This is a genomic window from Dysosmobacter sp. Phy (assembly GCF_054476235.1).
The window spans coordinates 1,145,361-1,160,704 of sequence record NZ_CM136997.1 but is presented as its reverse complement, the minus strand read 5'-3'; the positions used below and the strand labels follow the sequence as shown (position 1 = coordinate 1,160,704).

Annotated in this window: 18 protein-coding genes; 6 read left to right on the top strand and 12 right to left on the bottom strand. The window is 62.5% G+C overall.

Features of this window, described 5'->3' with window-relative positions; genetic code table 11:
* Positions 1-65: 65 nt before the first annotated feature.
* The 10 genes from gyrA to dnaN all read right to left on the bottom strand — a co-directional run bounded on the left by gyrA (position 66) and on the right by dnaN (position 9,389).
* Positions 66-2,612, bottom strand: coding sequence for a DNA gyrase subunit A (gene gyrA / locus ACVDHE_RS05710; protein ID WP_458885900.1), 2,547 nt, complete (start codon positions 2,610-2,612; stop codon positions 66-68).
* Positions 2,609-3,310, bottom strand: a complete 702-nt coding sequence (locus tag ACVDHE_RS05705; protein ID WP_458885899.1) for a YczE/YyaS/YitT family protein — start codon at positions 3,308-3,310, stop codon at positions 2,609-2,611. Before ACVDHE_RS05705 ends, gyrA begins: the two co-directional genes overlap by 4 nt.
* Before the next feature lie 8 nt (positions 3,311-3,318).
* Positions 3,319-5,268, bottom strand: a complete 1,950-nt coding sequence (gene gyrB, locus ACVDHE_RS05700) for a DNA topoisomerase (ATP-hydrolyzing) subunit B (RefSeq protein WP_458885898.1) — start codon at positions 5,266-5,268, stop codon at positions 3,319-3,321.
* Positions 5,269-5,365: 97 nt separating this feature from the next.
* A complete protein-coding gene (locus tag ACVDHE_RS05695) occupies positions 5,366-5,701 on the bottom strand; it encodes a hypothetical protein (RefSeq protein WP_458885897.1) in 336 nt (111 codons plus the stop codon).
* 13 nt (positions 5,702-5,714) lie between these two features.
* A complete protein-coding gene (gene remB, locus ACVDHE_RS05690) occupies positions 5,715-5,981 on the bottom strand; it encodes an extracellular matrix regulator RemB (RefSeq protein WP_213037219.1) in 267 nt (88 codons plus the stop codon).
* A gap of 7 nt (positions 5,982-5,988) precedes the next feature.
* Positions 5,989-6,312, bottom strand: a complete 324-nt coding sequence (locus ACVDHE_RS05685; protein ID WP_458885896.1) for a hypothetical protein — start codon at positions 6,310-6,312, stop codon at positions 5,989-5,991.
* A gap of 335 nt (positions 6,313-6,647) precedes the next feature.
* The gene (gene recF / locus ACVDHE_RS05680) at positions 6,648-7,751 is read right to left on the bottom strand and encodes a DNA replication/repair protein RecF (protein ID WP_458885895.1); all 1,104 of its coding nucleotides are present in this window, start codon (positions 7,749-7,751) and stop codon (positions 6,648-6,650) included.
* A complete protein-coding gene (locus tag ACVDHE_RS05675; protein WP_213037216.1) occupies positions 7,741-7,956 on the bottom strand; it encodes an RNA-binding S4 domain-containing protein in 216 nt (71 codons plus the stop codon). The genes recF and ACVDHE_RS05675 overlap by 11 nt, the downstream gene beginning before the upstream one ends.
* A 7-nt stretch (positions 7,957-7,963) precedes the next feature.
* Entirely contained in the window at positions 7,964-8,272 is a 309-nt protein-coding gene (locus tag ACVDHE_RS05670) for a hypothetical protein (protein WP_458885894.1), read from the bottom strand.
* Position 8,273: 1 nt separating this feature from the next.
* The gene (gene dnaN, locus ACVDHE_RS05665) at positions 8,274-9,389 is read right to left on the bottom strand and encodes a DNA polymerase III subunit beta (protein ID WP_458885893.1); all 1,116 of its coding nucleotides are present in this window, start codon (positions 9,387-9,389) and stop codon (positions 8,274-8,276) included.
* 21 nt (positions 9,390-9,410) lie between these two features.
* On the opposite strand from dnaN, the gene ACVDHE_RS05660 reads away from it, so the two are divergent.
* Positions 9,411-9,662, top strand: coding sequence for a hypothetical protein (locus tag ACVDHE_RS05660; protein WP_458885892.1), 252 nt, complete (start codon positions 9,411-9,413; stop codon positions 9,660-9,662).
* Here the strand turns inward: ACVDHE_RS05660 and dnaA are convergent.
* Positions 9,646-10,971 carry a chromosomal replication initiator protein DnaA gene (gene dnaA / locus ACVDHE_RS05655; protein WP_458885891.1) on the bottom strand — a complete coding sequence of 442 codons (1,326 nt, stop codon included), beginning with the start codon at positions 10,969-10,971 and terminating at the stop codon, positions 9,646-9,648. The genes ACVDHE_RS05660 and dnaA overlap by 17 nt on opposite strands.
* A gap of 232 nt (positions 10,972-11,203) precedes the next feature.
* A complete protein-coding gene (locus ACVDHE_RS05650) occupies positions 11,204-12,130 on the bottom strand; it encodes a DDE-type integrase/transposase/recombinase (RefSeq protein WP_418724639.1) in 927 nt (308 codons plus the stop codon).
* Positions 12,131-12,415: 285 nt separating this feature from the next.
* Between ACVDHE_RS05650 and rpmH the strand changes: the two genes are divergently transcribed.
* The 5 genes from rpmH to jag all read left to right on the top strand — a co-directional run bounded on the left by rpmH (position 12,416) and on the right by jag (position 15,281).
* Entirely contained in the window at positions 12,416-12,556 is a 141-nt protein-coding gene (gene rpmH / locus ACVDHE_RS05645) for a 50S ribosomal protein L34 (protein ID WP_021751147.1), read from the top strand.
* Positions 12,557-12,672: 116 nt separating this feature from the next.
* Positions 12,673-13,017, top strand: a complete 345-nt coding sequence (gene rnpA, locus ACVDHE_RS05640; RefSeq protein WP_213037213.1) for a ribonuclease P protein component — start codon at positions 12,673-12,675, stop codon at positions 13,015-13,017.
* Entirely contained in the window at positions 13,014-13,223 is a 210-nt protein-coding gene (gene yidD, locus ACVDHE_RS05635) for a membrane protein insertion efficiency factor YidD (protein ID WP_213037212.1), read from the top strand. The genes rnpA and yidD overlap by 4 nt, the downstream gene beginning before the upstream one ends.
* A gap of 57 nt (positions 13,224-13,280) precedes the next feature.
* The gene (locus tag ACVDHE_RS05630) at positions 13,281-14,417 is read left to right on the top strand and encodes a YidC/Oxa1 family membrane protein insertase (protein WP_458885890.1); all 1,137 of its coding nucleotides are present in this window, start codon (positions 13,281-13,283) and stop codon (positions 14,415-14,417) included.
* A gap of 15 nt (positions 14,418-14,432) precedes the next feature.
* Positions 14,433-15,281, top strand: coding sequence for an RNA-binding cell elongation regulator Jag/EloR (gene jag, locus ACVDHE_RS05625; protein WP_458885889.1), 849 nt, complete (start codon positions 14,433-14,435; stop codon positions 15,279-15,281).
* Positions 15,282-15,344 lie beyond the last annotated feature (63 nt).

Here is a 15,344-nt window from a genome sequence, read left to right as displayed (position 1 = left end):
CTTTCTCGGACAGCAGCGGACGGACGAGGGGAACCCGTCACCGGGCTCCCCTCTTTCTCAGGCAGTTACTCCTGGACCGGCGCCTCCGGTGCGGTCTCCGCAGCCCCTGCCGTCTCCGGGGAAGCCGTCTCCTCGGCGGTCTGGTCCTCGTGGTCCGTCAGGGCCATGGAGATCACCCGGTCGCCCTCCTCCTTGAAGCGCATGACGATAACGCCCTGGGTGGAGCGGCCGGCGGAGCGGATGTTTTCCACAGGCGTGCGGATCAGGATGCCGCCCTCGGTCACCAGCAGCAGGTCCTCGGACCCGTCCACCACCTTGATGCCCACCACGGGGCCGGTCTTGTCGGTGACCATGTAGTTGCGGATGCCAAGGCCGCCGCGGCCCGTGATGCGGTACTCCTCCACCGGCGTCCGCTTGCCGTAGCCCTTCTCCGTGATGGAGAGGACGGTCTTTCCGGCTCTGGCCCGGGCGGCGCCCACCACGTAGTCGCTCTCCCGGAGCCGGATGCCCCGGACGCCCACGGCGCTGCGGCCCATGGGCCGGACGTCGTTCTCGTCGAAGCAGATGGCCTGGCCGTCGTGGGTGGCGATGAGGATCTTGCGGGTGCCGTCGGTCTCCCGGACGGAGATCAGCTGGTCGCCCTCCTCCAGCGTGATGGCCCGGATGCCGCTGGCGCGGATGTTCTTCAGGGACGTTACCGGCAGACGCTTCACCGTGCCGTTCCGGGTGATCATCACCAGGAAGCGGTCCTCGTCGTCCAGGGCGCGGGTGTGGATCATGGTCTGGATCTTCTCGCCCTGCTCCACCTGGAGGATGTTGACGATGTTGGTGCCCTTGGCGGTCTTGCCGGACTCGGGGATCTGGTAGCCCTTCTTGCGGTAGACCTTGCCGGTGTCGGTGAAGAAGAAGAGGTAGTCGTGGGTGGAGGCGGTGAACAGGTCCGTCACCACGTCCTCCTCCCGGGTGGTGATGCCCTTCTTACCCATGCCGCCCTTGCTCTGGGCGGTGTACTCGCTGACCGGAGTGCGCTTGATATATCCGGCGGCGGTGAGGGTAAAGACACAGTCCTCCTCCTCGATCAGGTCCTCAATGTCGATCTCGTCCTCCACGTCCTGGATCTCGGTGAGGCGGTCGTCGCCGTACTTGTCGGCGATGGCAGTCAGCTCCTCCTTCAGGATCTGGCGGACCAGGCCCTCGTCGCCCAGGACCTTGACGTACCAGGCGATCTTGGCCTCCAGCTCCTTGTACTCGGTCTCCAGCTTCTCCCGGTCCAGTCCCTGGAGGGCCTTGAGCCGCATGTCCAGAATGGCCTGGGCCTGGACGTCGCTGAGGGAGAAGCGCTGCATCAGGTTCTCCTTGGCGTTGTCGTAGCTGGAGCGGATGATCTTGATGACCTCGTCGATGTTGTCCTGGGCGATCAGCAATCCCTCCAGCAGGTGGGCCCGCTCCCGGGCCTTTTTCAGATCGTACTTCGTCCGGCGGACGATGATCTGCTCCTGGTAGGCGATGTACTCGTCCAGGATGTGCCGCAGGGACAAAATGCGGGGCTGGAGCTTGCCGTCCACCTCCACCAGGGCCAGCATGTTGATGGCAAAGGAGGTCTGGAGCTGGGTCTGGGCGAACAGGCGGTTCAATACCACCTGGGGGTTGGCGTCCCGCTTGAGCTCGATGACGATGCGCATGCCGTTGCGGTCGGACTCGTCCCGGATGTCGGAGATGCCCTCCAGCCGCTTGTCCTCCACCTGGTCAGCCATGTTCTTGATGAGCATGCGCTTGTTGACCTGATAGGGGATCTCGGTGATGACAATGCGGGTGCGGTCCTTGCCGAACTCCTCGAACTCATGCCGGGCCCGGATCACCAGCCGGCCCCGACCGGTGGCGTAGGCCGCCCGGATGCCGCTGCGGCCCATGATGATGCCCTTGGTGGGGAAGTCGGGGCCCTTGACGTGCTGCATCAGGTCGGACAATGTGGCGTTGGGATCGTCCAGCACGCAGATGACGGCGCCGATGACCTCCCGCATGTTGTGGGGCGGGATGTTGGTAGCCATGCCCACGGCGATGCCGGAAGAGCCGTTGACCAGCAGGTTGGGGAACCGGGAGGGGAGGACCTTGGGCTCCTTGCGGGTCTCGTCGAAGTTGGGGTCCCAGTCCACGGTCTCCTTGTCAATGTCCCGGAGCATCTCGTCGGCGATGCGGGACATGCGGGCCTCGGTGTACCGGTAGGCCGCCGGGGGATCTCCGTCCACGGAGCCGAAGTTGCCGTGGCCGTCGATGAGCATATAGCGCATGGAGAAGTCCTGGGCCAGGCGGACCAGGGCGTCGTAGACGCTGGCGTCGCCGTGGGGGTGATACCGGCCCAGCACGTCACCCACGGCGGTGGCGCACTTACGGAAGGGGTGATCGTAGGTGAGGTTATCCTCGTACATGGCGTAGAGGATGCGGCGGTGGACGGGCTTGAGGCCGTCCCGCACATCCGGCAGGGCCCGGCCCACGATGACGCTCATGGCATATTCAATATAGGATTTTTCCATTTCAGGGACCAGAGGAGAGATCTCGATCTTCTGATCGGGATACCGGATCTCCTCCGGATCGTATTGGGGTTTTTTACTCATAACGCTTTTCCTTCCGCATCAAGATGTTTTTCAGACTTCGCCGGCTGTGCTACCCCCGCCAAAGCCATGAGATGGACTTTCCACAGGCGGTTGAACACCGCTACCGCCCGGCCGATGAAGATCATGGCCAGCACTGTGCCCAGGCCCACGCTGATCAGCCGGCGCCTTGTCACCAGGTCAATGACCGCCGCAATGGCCACACAGATAAAATCCAGCGTGTTCTTGGCAAAGCCCATATTCCGCTTCATGGCCACGCTCATGGTCTGGGCCAGGCCGTCCGGCGGGTTGGGGACCAACTGCATATTCACTGTCAGAACAATACCCATACCGGTGAGGATCACGGACGCCGCCACCAGCAGCAGGTTTTGCCACAGGTGGGAAAAGGAGACGTGGATCACGCTCTCAAACCAGCCCATCACCGCGCTGAATCCCATGTTCACCGGCAGCTGCAGCAGGTCCCGCCACTGGCGGTTCTTTCCCTTGATGAAAAACTGCAGCGCGATCATCACCAGATATATGACAAACACCAGAAGGGAGAGGGGGATGCCCGTTGGTCCGGAAATAGCGTAGGGGATAGCGGTGGTGGTGGAAACGCCCAGCCCCGTCTTGGTGCTGAGAGTAACGCCCAGGGCCAGCACCACCATGCCGGACATGTACAGCGCGCCTCGCCACAGAGTTTGTCTTGTTTGCAACTTCATCGCTGCCCTTAATAGTCCAGGTTCACCGCGTACTTGGCGTTGCGCTCGATGAACTCCTTCCGGGGCTCCACCTTCTCGCCCATGAGGATGGTGAAGATCTCGTCGGCGGCCACGGCGTCGTCCAGGGTGATGCGGCGCAGTGTCCGCTTCTCCGGGTCCATGGTGGTCTCCCACAGCTCGTGGGGGTTCATCTCGCCCAGGCCCTTGAACCGGGAGATGTCCACCTTGGCGTTGGGGTTGTCGCCCCGGAGCTCGGCGGAGATGGCGTCCCGCTCCTCCTCGGAGAAGGCCAGGCGGGTGGTCTTGCCCCGGGTCAGCTTGAACAGGGGCGGCACGGCGGAGTACACGTATCCGTGCTCGATCAGGGGCCGCATGAAGCGGAAGAAGAAGGTCAAAAGGAGCGTGCGGATGTGGGAGCCGTCCACATCGGCATCGGCCATGATGATGACCTTGTGATAGCGGAGCTTGTTGAGGTCGAACTCCTCCCCGATGCCGGCGCCCAGGGCCGTGATGACCGGCTGGAGCTTGTCGTTGCCGTAGACCTTGTCGGCCCGGGCCTTCTCCACGTTGAGCATCTTGCCCCACAGGGGGAGGATCGCCTGGAACCGGCTGTCCCGGCCCTGAGTGGCGGAGCCGCCTGCGGAGTCGCCCTCGACGATATAGATCTCGGTCAGCTCGGGGTTATTCTCATTGCAGTCCCGGAGCTTGTCCGGCATGGCCGCGCCGCCCAGGGCCGTCTTGCGGCGGATGGACTCCCGGGCCTTCTTGGCGGCCTCCCGGGCGCGGCCCGCGGTCAGGGCCTTGTCCAGGATCATCCGGCCCACCTGGGGGTTCTCCTCCAGGAAGGTCTCCAGCTTGTCGGAGACGATGCCCATCACCAGGGTGCGGATCTCGCTGTTGCCCAGCTTCGCCTTGGTCTGGCCCTCGAACTGGGCGTCGGTCAGCTTCACGGAGATCACGCAGGTGAGGCCCTCCCGGCAGTCCTCGCCGGAGACCTTCTCGTCGTCCTTGAGCATCTTGATCTTCCGGCCGTAGGCGTTGAGCACGTTGGTGAGAGCCCGCTTGAAGCCCTCCTCGTGCATGCCGCCCTCGGGGGTGTGGACGTTGTTGGCAAAGGACAAAATGGTCTCGTTGTAGCCGTCGTTGTACTGGAAGGCCACCTCCGCCATGGAGTCGTCCTTCATGCCGGACATATAGACCACCTGGGGATGGAGGGCGTCCTTGCTCTTGTTGAGCCAGGTGACAAACTCCCGGATACCGCCCTCGTAATACATACTGTCCTCCTGCTCCTTGCCGGGACGCAGGTCCACGGTGCGGATCCGGAGGCCCGCGTTCAGGAAGGCCTCCTCCCGCATGCGGGTGTGGAGGGTGTCATAGCTGTACACCGTGTCCTCGAACATCGACCGGTCCGGCTTGAAGGTGACGGTGGTGCCGGTGCGGTCCGTGGTGCCCACCACGGTCATGGCCTGGGTCACGTGGCCCCGGGAGAACTTCATCTCATAGATCTTGCCGTCCTTGTGGACCTGGACCTCCAGCCACTCAGAAAGGGCGTTGACTACGCTGGCGCCCACGCCGTGGAGGCCGCCGGAGACCTTGTAGCCGCCGCCGCCGAACTTGCCGCCGGCGTGGAGGATGGTGAACACCACCTCCAGGGCGGGCTTGCCGGTCTGGGCCTGGATGTCCACGGGGATGCCGCGGCCGTTGTCCACCACGGTGATGGTGTCGCCGGGGTTGATCTGCACCAGAATATCCGTGCAGTATCCGGCCAGGGCCTCGTCGATGGCGTTGTCCACGATCTCGTAGACCAGGTGGTGGAGGCCCGAGGTGGAGGTGGAGCCGATATACATGCCGGGCCGCTTGCGCACGGCCTCCAGCCCCTCCAGCACCTGGATCTCCGAGGCGTCGTACTCATTTTCCGCGTCCACCGCCGTGGAGCGCAGGATCTCGTTTTCTTCCATAAATCGAATAACTCCTTCCGTGACAAGGCAAGAAGAGCCGGGCCGGAACCGTTTCCGGCCCGTTTCTCCTTGCCCTGAAAAAAACATGAATGGGGTCTTATGAACCGAGCGTTCTCCTCCGGACGGCACGGACCGCCGTGACGGCGGCAACGCCCAGTAATACCGCCAGGCACAGCCACCACCCGAACAGGGGCGCTAGCCGCTCCCAGCCGGTGATGGTCTGGCAGCCGATCTCCCCGGCCAGCAGGCCCAGGACCAGCAGACCCGGCAGCACCCAGGCCGCCCAGCCGCTCCGGGCCTTTTTCAGCACCAGCCACTGGAGCAACCCCCCGATGGCGAAAAAGGCCCAGAAGATCCAGCACAGGACCTCCCACGGGAGAAAGGGGACCTGGAAAAGGCCCACCTCGGCGGCCTGAACAATGGCAAGCTGCACGGCGTACCTCCTCTCAAAGCTCCAGCTTCCCGCTCTCCGCCCGGTTTTTCAGCGTGGCGGGGTTCAGCTGGCTCAGATACACGATCTGCCGGTGGTAGGGGTGGTCGCAGACCACAAAGGACTTGGGCAGGTCGCCGGACACGTCCAGCACGACCCCCTCCCGCTCCGCCGCGGCCAGATAGTCCCGGGTGCGCTTTTCATAGCTGCACTTGTCCAGGTCGAAGATGCCGATGACCCGGTCCTCCGGCACGATCTCGTTTTGTCCCAGATGCAGGTACATGGCGCCCTCACTTTCTCACCAGCGTATACAGGCGGTACAAAAGCACGCTAACTGCCCAACCCAGCAGCAGGGCCCCGCCGTATCCGCCCCAGAACAGCAGGATGAACGGCAGATCCACGGAGTAGATCCGCATCATCAGCGTCATCAGAACTCCAACGGCGCCTGCCAGCAGCGGCACCAGCGACAGCCACCGGCGCCGGCGGCAGGTCAGGCTCACCACCAGCTGCACGCCAAAGGCCGCAGACCAGAATACCAGCATGACTGTCATCGCCAGGGCCGCCGCCTTTCCGAACGCCGTCAGCGCGGGCAGCTCCATGAGAAAATGAAGCATAGCGTTCCTCCCAAGCGGAAAAATACCGCCGAAATTTCAACAATGTTGGGGGATTTGTGAAAAAACGCGGGAGATTTTCACACCAGCGACCCGCCGTGGACGTGCAGCACCTTGCCGCCCAGCATGGCCGGCAGCCGGTCGTCCACCGTTGCGGCAGACGATTCCCGGCCCTTTTCGGGCCGCCAATCGTGCCGCTGCCTCGAAAGCGGCTCGCTGTATCCGCCACCGGCGGCGCTTCGCCGCTTTCCCTCCCAGCAGGTGATGTAGCGCAGCGATCAAAAACGCGCTTGCGCGCGGCTCCCGTCGCTCCGCTCGGTCGCGTGTTCATCACCTGCTCACACCAGCGACCCGCCGTGGACGTGCAGCACCTTGCCGCCCAGCATGGCCGGCAGCCGGTCGTCCTCACAGCAGGTGATGAACACCTGCCCGCCGGCGATGCGGTTGAGGACAAACTCCTGCCGCCTGGGGTCCAGCTCGCTGAGCACATCGTCCAAAAGCAGCACCGGGTACTCCTCCGTGGCGTTTTTGTAGATCTCCCGCTCCGCCAGCTTCATGGCCAGGGCCGCCGTCCGGGTCTGGCCCTGGGAGGCAAAGCTCTTGGCCTCCCGCCCGTCGATGAAAACCAGCAGATCGTCCTTGTGGGGGCCGGACAGGCACATCCGGGACGCCCGCTCCGCCGTCTGGTGGGATTCCATGTGAGATCGCAGCTGTTCGGTGACGGCGGCCATGTCCGCCGCCGGGTCCGCGACCGAAGAGACGGTCTGATACCGGATGGACAGCTGCTCCTTTCCGCCGGAGCACTCCCGGTGGTGGATGGCGGCATATTGATCCAGGGCCGCGGCGAACTGGCTGCGGTAGTGGATGAGCACCGCGCCGAAGCGGATCAGCTGCTCGTTGAACTCCGGCAGCATCTCCAAAAGGTCCGGCCGCTCCTCGCTGTCCCGCAGGATCCGGGTCTTGTGGTCCAGGGCCCGGCCGTAGGAGGACAGGGCGGCGGCATACCGGGGCCGCAGCTGGCACAGCGCCGTGTCCATGAACTTCCGCCGGGCGGCGGCCCCCTCCCGGATCAAAAACAGATCGTCGGGGCAGAAGAACACCGTGTGATACACCTGGCTCAGGGCGGCGGCGTTTTTGGCTGTTACCTGGTTGACGGAGAGCTTTCTCCGCTGTCCCCGGTACAGCTCCGCCCGGACCCGGAATTCCCGCTGCCGGGCCAGGACGCTGGCCTCCAGCAGGGCCGAGGCGGCGTCGAAAGCGATCATCTCCCGGTCCGCTCTGGCCCGGGGGGATTTTCCACAGGAGAGGTAGACAACAGCCTCCAGCAGGTTGGTCTTGCCCTGGGCGTTCTCCCCGAAGATCACGTTGCAGTCCGGGTCGAAGTCCACCAGCGCCTCCCGATAGTTGCGAAAATCCCGCAGCTCCAGGCGCTCAAGCCTCATAGGCCACCGTATAGTGTTCGCCCTGGAAGCACACGTCGTCTCCCGGGCGGATCTTCTTGCCCCGCATGGTGCACACCTCGCCGTTCACCGTGACCTCGCCGGCCTGGACCCGTTCCTTGGCCTCGCCGCCGGTTTCCACAAGGTTGGCAAATTTGAGAAGATCCTGGAGCTTGATAAACTCCGTGGTAATGATGATGGTTTTCATAGGTCTCCTATCCGTTTCGTTTTCGCCGCAGACACATTCCAGCCGCCAGCAGCGCCGCACCCAGCAGCAACAGGGTCAGCGCGGCCGCCGCCATCCACTTTCCAGCGGCCTCCTGCCGGACCAGACATCCAAGATCCAGCATCAGATTATACGCGTCCACCAGAAAATCCCGCCGCCCGTGTCTCCGGATATGGTCCGGCGACGGCGTGAGCCGGGCGGCATACAGGCTCATGACCGCCAGCAAAAGCCCGCCCAGCACCAGGAAGATCCTGGAAACCTGTATCAGGGTCCGGGCTGTCCGCTCCCGGCGGTCCATCTCACTCCGCGCTCTTCAGGCGCACGGGCAGCACCATGTAGAGGAAGTTCTCCTCCCCCTCGGTGGGGACGATGATGGCCGGGGATACGCCGGTGTTCAGCTCGATCTTCACCGTGTCCGCCGGGGCGTAGCGCAGCGCCTCCATCAAATAGCGGTTGTTGAAGCCGATCTCCAGGCCCGCGCCGTCGCCGCTGATGCGGCAGACGTCCTTGGCCTCGCCGTTGCCGGTCTTGGCGGAGAGGATCACCTTGTCGTGGTCGAAGAAGCACCGGACAGGGCTCTTCTGCTTTTCAGAGATCACCACGGAGACCCGGTCGATGCTCTCGATGAGGCTCTTGGTGTCGGCCATGAGGGTAATGGGGTTTTTCCGGGGGATGGCGTTCTTGTAGTCCAGGAACTCGCCCTCCAGCCGGCGGCAGATCAGCTCCGTGGCGCCCACCTCAAATAAGATGTGGCTCTTGCCCAGGGTCACGGCGGCCAGGTCCTCGCTGTCGGCGCAGATGCTCTTGACCTCGTTCAAAGCGGCGCCCGGCGCCACGAAGGAGAAGGCGCCGCCGTCAATTTTTTCCAGGGGCTCCCGCCGCACCGCCAGGCGGAACCCGTCCACAGCCACCATGGTCAGTCCCTTGTCGCTGATCTCGAAGAGGGCGCCGGTGTGGATGGGGCGGCTCTCGTTGGTGGAGACGGCAAAAGCCACCTCCTCGATCATGGCCCGCAGGGTCCGCTGCTGGATGGAGACGGCGAAGTCGTCCTCCACGGCGGGCAGCTCCGGGTAGTCTGCGGCGGACAGGCCCAGGATGTCGAAATCCGCGTCGCCGCAGCTGAGGTGGACCACCTGGCGCTCGTCGGCGGAGAAGGTGACCACGTCGTCGGGCATCCGGCGGATGATGTCGCCGAAGAGCCGGGCGTTGAGGACCAGCTCTCCCTGGCCGGTGACGTCGGCGGCCACCTTGGTGCGGATGCCGGTTTGCAGGTTGTAGCCGGAGACAGTCAGCTCCGTGTCGGCCCGCAGCAGCAGGCCCTCCAGGGCGGGAATGGAGCTCTTTTGCGCCACGGCCCGGCTGGTGACGGCGATGGCGCTTTGCAGCAGGGCCTTTTCGCAGGAGAATTTCATCATAGGAACGCTTCCTCTCTGTACATGGGATGGCGGCGGGCAGCCGCGCTCTTCAAAAAGAAAAGGATTATTTTTTTAGAAAAAGCAGGGGTAGGCAAAAAAGATGTGGAAAAGGGGAGAAGGCCATTGAAATCAGGGGATCGGCGTCTCCACGGGGCGAGTGGAAAAGTTGCACGGCTTTTCCACGGCTATTTTGAAAGGGCAGTTTTCCACAGGGAAGTTTTTCTTTTCCACAGGAAGGGTTGGAAAACTCCGCCCCTCACCGCTTGGAGTTGATGTTGGTCTTGATCTCCTTGACGGTCTCGGCAAAGGCCGGGTCCTTCTTCATCTTTTTCTCGATCTGCTGGATGGAGTAGAGCACCGTGGAGTGGTCCCGGTTGTCAAAGACCTTGCCGATCTCGTCCAGGCTCAGGTTGGTCATGGACCGGATCAGGTACATGGCGATCTGACGGGCGGACACGGCGTCCCGGATCCGCTGCTGGCCCCGGATGACGGATTCCTCCAGGCTGTAATACTTGGAGATGTACTCCAGGATGGACTCCGGCGTGGGGATGTACTCATTGCTGCGGCGCAGCATGTCCTGGATGGCCCGGGTGACGGTCTCCTCGTCGGTGTCGTTGCCCAGCAGGTCCTTGTAGGCCAGGATCTTGTTGATGGTGCCCTCCAGCTGGCGGACGTTGGCGGTGACGTTCTGGGCGATATAGGTGGCGATCTTGTCCGGCAGCTCCATGCCGAGCAGCGCCGCCTTGTTCTTGATGATGGCCATGCGGGTCTCGAAGTCCGGCGGCGTCACGTCCGCCAGAAGGCCCCACTCGAACCGGGTCCGCAGCCGGTCGTCCAGCAGCGTCATCTCAGAGGGGGGACGGTCCGAGGTCAGCACAATCTGACGGCCGGACTCGTAGAGGGTATTGAAGGTGTGGAAGAACTCATTCTGCACCTGCTCCTTGCCGGCCACGAACTGCACGTCGTCCACCAGCAGCAGGTCCGCCTCCCGGTACTTGGCCCGGAACTCGTTGCCCCGGCCGGCCCGGATCAGCTCGATGAACTCGTTGATGAAGTCGTCGCCCTTGATGTAGACGATCTTGGCCCGGGCGTCGTTGCGGCGGATGACGTTGGCGATGGCATAGAGCAGATGGGTCTTGCCCAGGCCCGAGTCCCCGTAGATCAGCAGGGGGTTGTAGTTCTGGGCCGGGTGCTCCGCCACGGCCATGGAGGCGGCGTAGGCCAGCTTGTTGGAGGGGCCCACCACGAAGGTATCAAAGGTGAACTCCGCGGAGGTGAAGCGGTCGCTCTGGCGGTGGGTCTGGCCGCCGCTGAACTCCGCGAAGTCCGCATCGTCCAGGATCTGCACTTCAAAGTCCGTGGAGAAGATATCGTGGAGGGAGGCTTTGATGTTTTTCATGAACAGGGATTCGATGTATCCCTTCTTGAAATCGTTGGAGCAGTGGAGCAAAAAGGTATTGCCCCGGATATCCACCGCCTCCAGCTCGTCGAACCAGGTGGCGATGGTGGTCTCCGATAGTTCGCCCTTCAGCTGCTGAAGGACGTTGTCCCACACGTCGGCGACGGAATTCAAAAAGAACACCTCTCTCTAGTAAAAAATAGACAAAATCACATAGCATAAGTATAACAAAAAGACGAGACGATTACAACACTTATTCTAATATATAAAGATCGTTTTTTTGCAGAGCCGGGGGAAACAAGATATAGAGGAGAAAGCCGCCCGGAGACACCAGATTTTGAAAAGTTTCCGGTTTTTCAGCCGATGGAAAAGAAAAAGAGCCTATTTTTCAGGAATTTTCAAGTTTGTAGGTTTGTCAAACATATTGGACGGCGAACTCTAAGGGGGAACACCAGTTGAGGGGCCTCATGGGGAAGTTGTTGGAGCGGCGGTTGTGAACGGCGAGCTGCTTTGCGAAGTCATCCAGGGAATAAAAGCTGTGGCAGGAATAGAAGCGTTTCTGGTCCTCACGGTGGCTGCGCTCCACCTTGCCGTTGTGGCGTGGGGTATAGGGACGGATGAGCTTGTGGCGGATGCCAAGCTCGGCGGCAGTTTTCTCAAATAGGGAAGGGCTGTCTTGTCTACCTGTGAGGAAGCGGTTGGTAAACTCTGGGCCATTGTCGGTCTGGACGCATTCCACCCGGATGCCCCGGCGGGCATACCAGCGGACCAGCTTTCTTAGAAAATCAGCGGAGGAAAAGGTGGACTGCTCGGGATAGGCGGCCAGGAAGCGCAGACGGGTAAACTCGTCAATAGCGGTGTACTGGAACAGGCGCAGCTCCGGGTCGGCGACGCAGCGGCGGGGCACCACCTTCACATCCACCTGGACACGCTGGCCGGGATAGGTCATCTGCTGGTAGGGCTTTGGCTTGTATGCTTTCTTCTTCTCGGCCGCAGGAAACAACCCCAGCTTGCGCATGACACGGAACAGGCTCTCCGGGCGGCGGGTATAGCCCCGCTGCCGCAACCGGTGCCACAGCTCCACCATGCCAAGGTTGGGATTCCTGCGGCGCAGGTCCCGGATCAGCTTCAGCTCCGCCTGTGTGTGCTGGTTGGGATGGTGGTGGGGCCGCCGGGACTGGCAGGCCAGGGATCCCGGTGTACCATCCCAGCGGTTCTTCCAGAAGTAGATGTACGACCGGCTTTTGTTGTACTTCCGGCTGGCTTTAGCTACTCCATATTTCTCCGCGTACTTCATCAGGGATTGCCTGTATGCCATGTCCTGTGTTATACTCTTGCTCATGAAGGATATGGCCCCCTCTCGTTCAGTTGTTGTCTGCAACTCCAACTTTAACCGATGAGGCCTTATCCTTCATCCTTTTTTATTCACTTGTCCAATATGTATTGTAGTCCTACACCTATTTTTCAGGAATTTTCAAGTTATTCTTGACACATTTTGAAAAAGTCTGTATACTATTCTCTGCGTCGCAGGACGCGGACAAGTTTACTGCGTCCGCCCGTCAGGGCGGATGTCGAGTAAGCGGCGCCCGAAAGGACGACCGCAATTCTGACAGGAGGTGTCTTAGATATGGCAACGAAGCGTACCTATCAGCCCAAGAAGCTGCATGGCCAGAAGGTCCATGGTTTCCGCAAGAGAATGGCTACCGCCAACGGCCGTAAGGTCCTGGCCCGTCGCCGCGCCAAGGGCCGCGCCCGCCTGTCCTATTGATTCGGAACGCAAGCGCGGGAGACACTTGAACAGACGCCTTCAGGGACGGCGGGAATTTGTAAGGATTCCTCCGTCCCTCATCGAGTTTCTGTTCCATTTTGCAAGGCGGGTTTGACATGAAGCGAGCGGTGACTCTGAAAGAAAATCACGAGTTCCGGCGGCTGTACCAGAAGGGGACGTCGGCGGTGAGCGGCTGCATGGTCGTCTACTGCCGGAAAAACCGCCTGGGCCACAACCGCCTGGGGCTGACGGCCTCGGTGAAGCTGGGCCACGCGGTGGTCCGCAACCGCTGCCGCCGGCGCCTGCGGGAGGTGTACCGCCTCCACCAGGGCCAGCTGCGCCAGGGATACGACATCATCCTGGTGGCCCGGGGCAGGACGGCGAACGCCTCCTGGCAGGAGCTGTGCGACACCTTCGGCCGGCTGTGCCGGAAGCTGGATCTCTGGGAGGGACGGTCATGAAGCATGTGTTCAAGGCTCTGATCCGGTTTTATCAGGTGGCCATCTCCCCCTACCGGCCCCGCTGCTGCAACTACATTCCCACCTGCTCCCAGTATGCTCTGGAGGCCATTGAAAAGTACGGTGCCCTCAAGGGCGGCTGGCTGGCCTTCCGGCGGATCCTGCGCTGCAATCCCTTTCACAAGGGCGGCTACGACCCGGTCCCCTAGCGGCCGGAGCGGGGTGCATCCGCCCCGTCGGGCCATTTCACTTTGGAGGAAACATTTATGCTGTCAACCATTGGATACTATATTTGTGTCCCCTTTGCCGCGCTGATGCGCCTGTTCTATAACCTGACGGGCTCCTACGGCGTGGCGATCATCCTCTTCACCCTGGTCATCAAGCTGATCCTGCTGCCCTTCCAGATGAAGTCCAAAAAGAGCATGATCCGCATGAGCCGGATGTCCGGAAAAATCCAGGAGATCCAGAAGAAGTACGCCAACAACCAGGCCAAGATGAACGAGGAGATGCAGCGGTTCTATCAGGAAGAGGGCATCAACCCCATGAGCGGCTGCCTGTGGAGCTTCATCCCCTTCCCCATCCTGCTGGCTCTGTACTATATCATTCGGGAGCCCATCGTCTACTTCATGAACTTCGGCGGCCGGGCCGCCGGACAGGCTGTGGTCGCCGCCGCCAAGGAGATGATTCAGGGCGCCGGCATCGAGCTGACCGCCAACGCCGCCTATGAGCAGATCGAGATCGCGAAGATCATCAACAGCCAGTTCCCCGACTTCATTGCCCAGCATGAGGGCTGGGTCAATGTGGATTACCACTTCCTGGGCCTGGACCTGACCGCCCAGCCCAGCAGCGCCTTCGGCCAGCTCAGCGGCGGCGTGTCCTGGATGCTGATCGGCCTGATCCTGATCCCCATTGTCTCCGGCGCCCTGAGCTTCCTGCTCAGCAAGGTCACCATGAGCCAGAACAAGATGGAGGGCTCCGCCGCCGCCAGCGGCAAGATGATGATGTGGATGATGCCCCTGATGTCCATTTACATCGCCTTCATCATGCCCGCCGCCCTGGGCGTGTACTGGATCGCCCAGAGCGCCCTGTCCATCGTGCAGGAGGCCGTCATGGGCCGGTTCTACACCAACAAGCTGGAGGCCGAGGAGGCCGCGCGGTATGAGGCCCGGGAGGCCGACCGCAAGCGCCGCCAGGAGGAGGCCCGCATCCTTCAGGAGCAGCAGCGCCAGCAGGCGGCCCAGAAGCAGAGCCTGAAGGAAAAGCGCAAGGCCGCCCAGGAGGCCAAGGCCGCCAAGGCCAAGAAGGCCGCCACCAGCACCACCGAGGCCGGCCGGGTGGGCGACCGCCCCTATGCCCGGGGCCGTTCCTACAAGGCCGACCGGTACGACAGTGAACAGGAATAAGGAGCTTGTTACGCCATGAGAGAATTTATTGATGTAACGGGCAAGACCGAGGACGAGGCCATCCAGAACGCCCTGCGTCAGCTTGGCCTGGACCGGGACGATGTGTCCGTTGAGATCCTGGAGCGCGCCAAATCCGGCTTCCTGGGCCTGGGCAGCTGCCCGGCCAAGGTCCGGGTGTACTACGGCGAGGAGACGGAGCCCGCCCCCGCGCCGGTGCCGGAGGCCCCCAAGCCCCCCAAGGCCGCCCCGAAGAAGAAAGAGGAACCCAAAGAGGAGCGGAGCGCCCCCGCGCCGAAGCCCCCCAAGGCGCCGAAGCTCCCCAAGGCCCCCAAGGTTCAGCCGGAGACCCCCGCTGAGGAGGTCCCCGCCGCCCCCGCCGCGGACTACGGTCCGGAGGTGGACGATGAGAAGGCCCAGGCCATCCGCACCTTCCTCTCCGGTCTGCTGGAGCAGATGGACAGCGCCGCCGACATCCGGGTCTATCAGCCGGAGAAGGGCCGCTACAAGGTGATCCTGGAGGGGAAGAACCTGGGCGCCCTGATCGGCCGCCGGGGCGAGACTCTGGACGCCATCCAGCAGCTGACCAGCTATGCCGTCAACCGCAGCGGCAGCGGCCGGGTCCGGGTCCAGCTGGACGCCGAAGGCTACCGGGAGAAGCGGGAGCAGAGCCTCCAGCATCTGGCCCGGAAGGTGGCCGCCAAGGTGGTCAAGTACCGCCGCAACTTCACCCTGGAGCCCATGAACGCCTACGAGCGCCACGTGATCCACACGGCGCTGCAGGACGTGCCGGGCGTTACGACCTACTCCACCGGCACCGAGCCGGGCCGCCGGGTGGTCGTGGCCTACGACCGGGACAAGAAGTAAATCCCAGAAAGAGATCCGTCCGGTTTTCCGGGCGGATCTTTTTTGTGACAAAGCCGGGGCCGG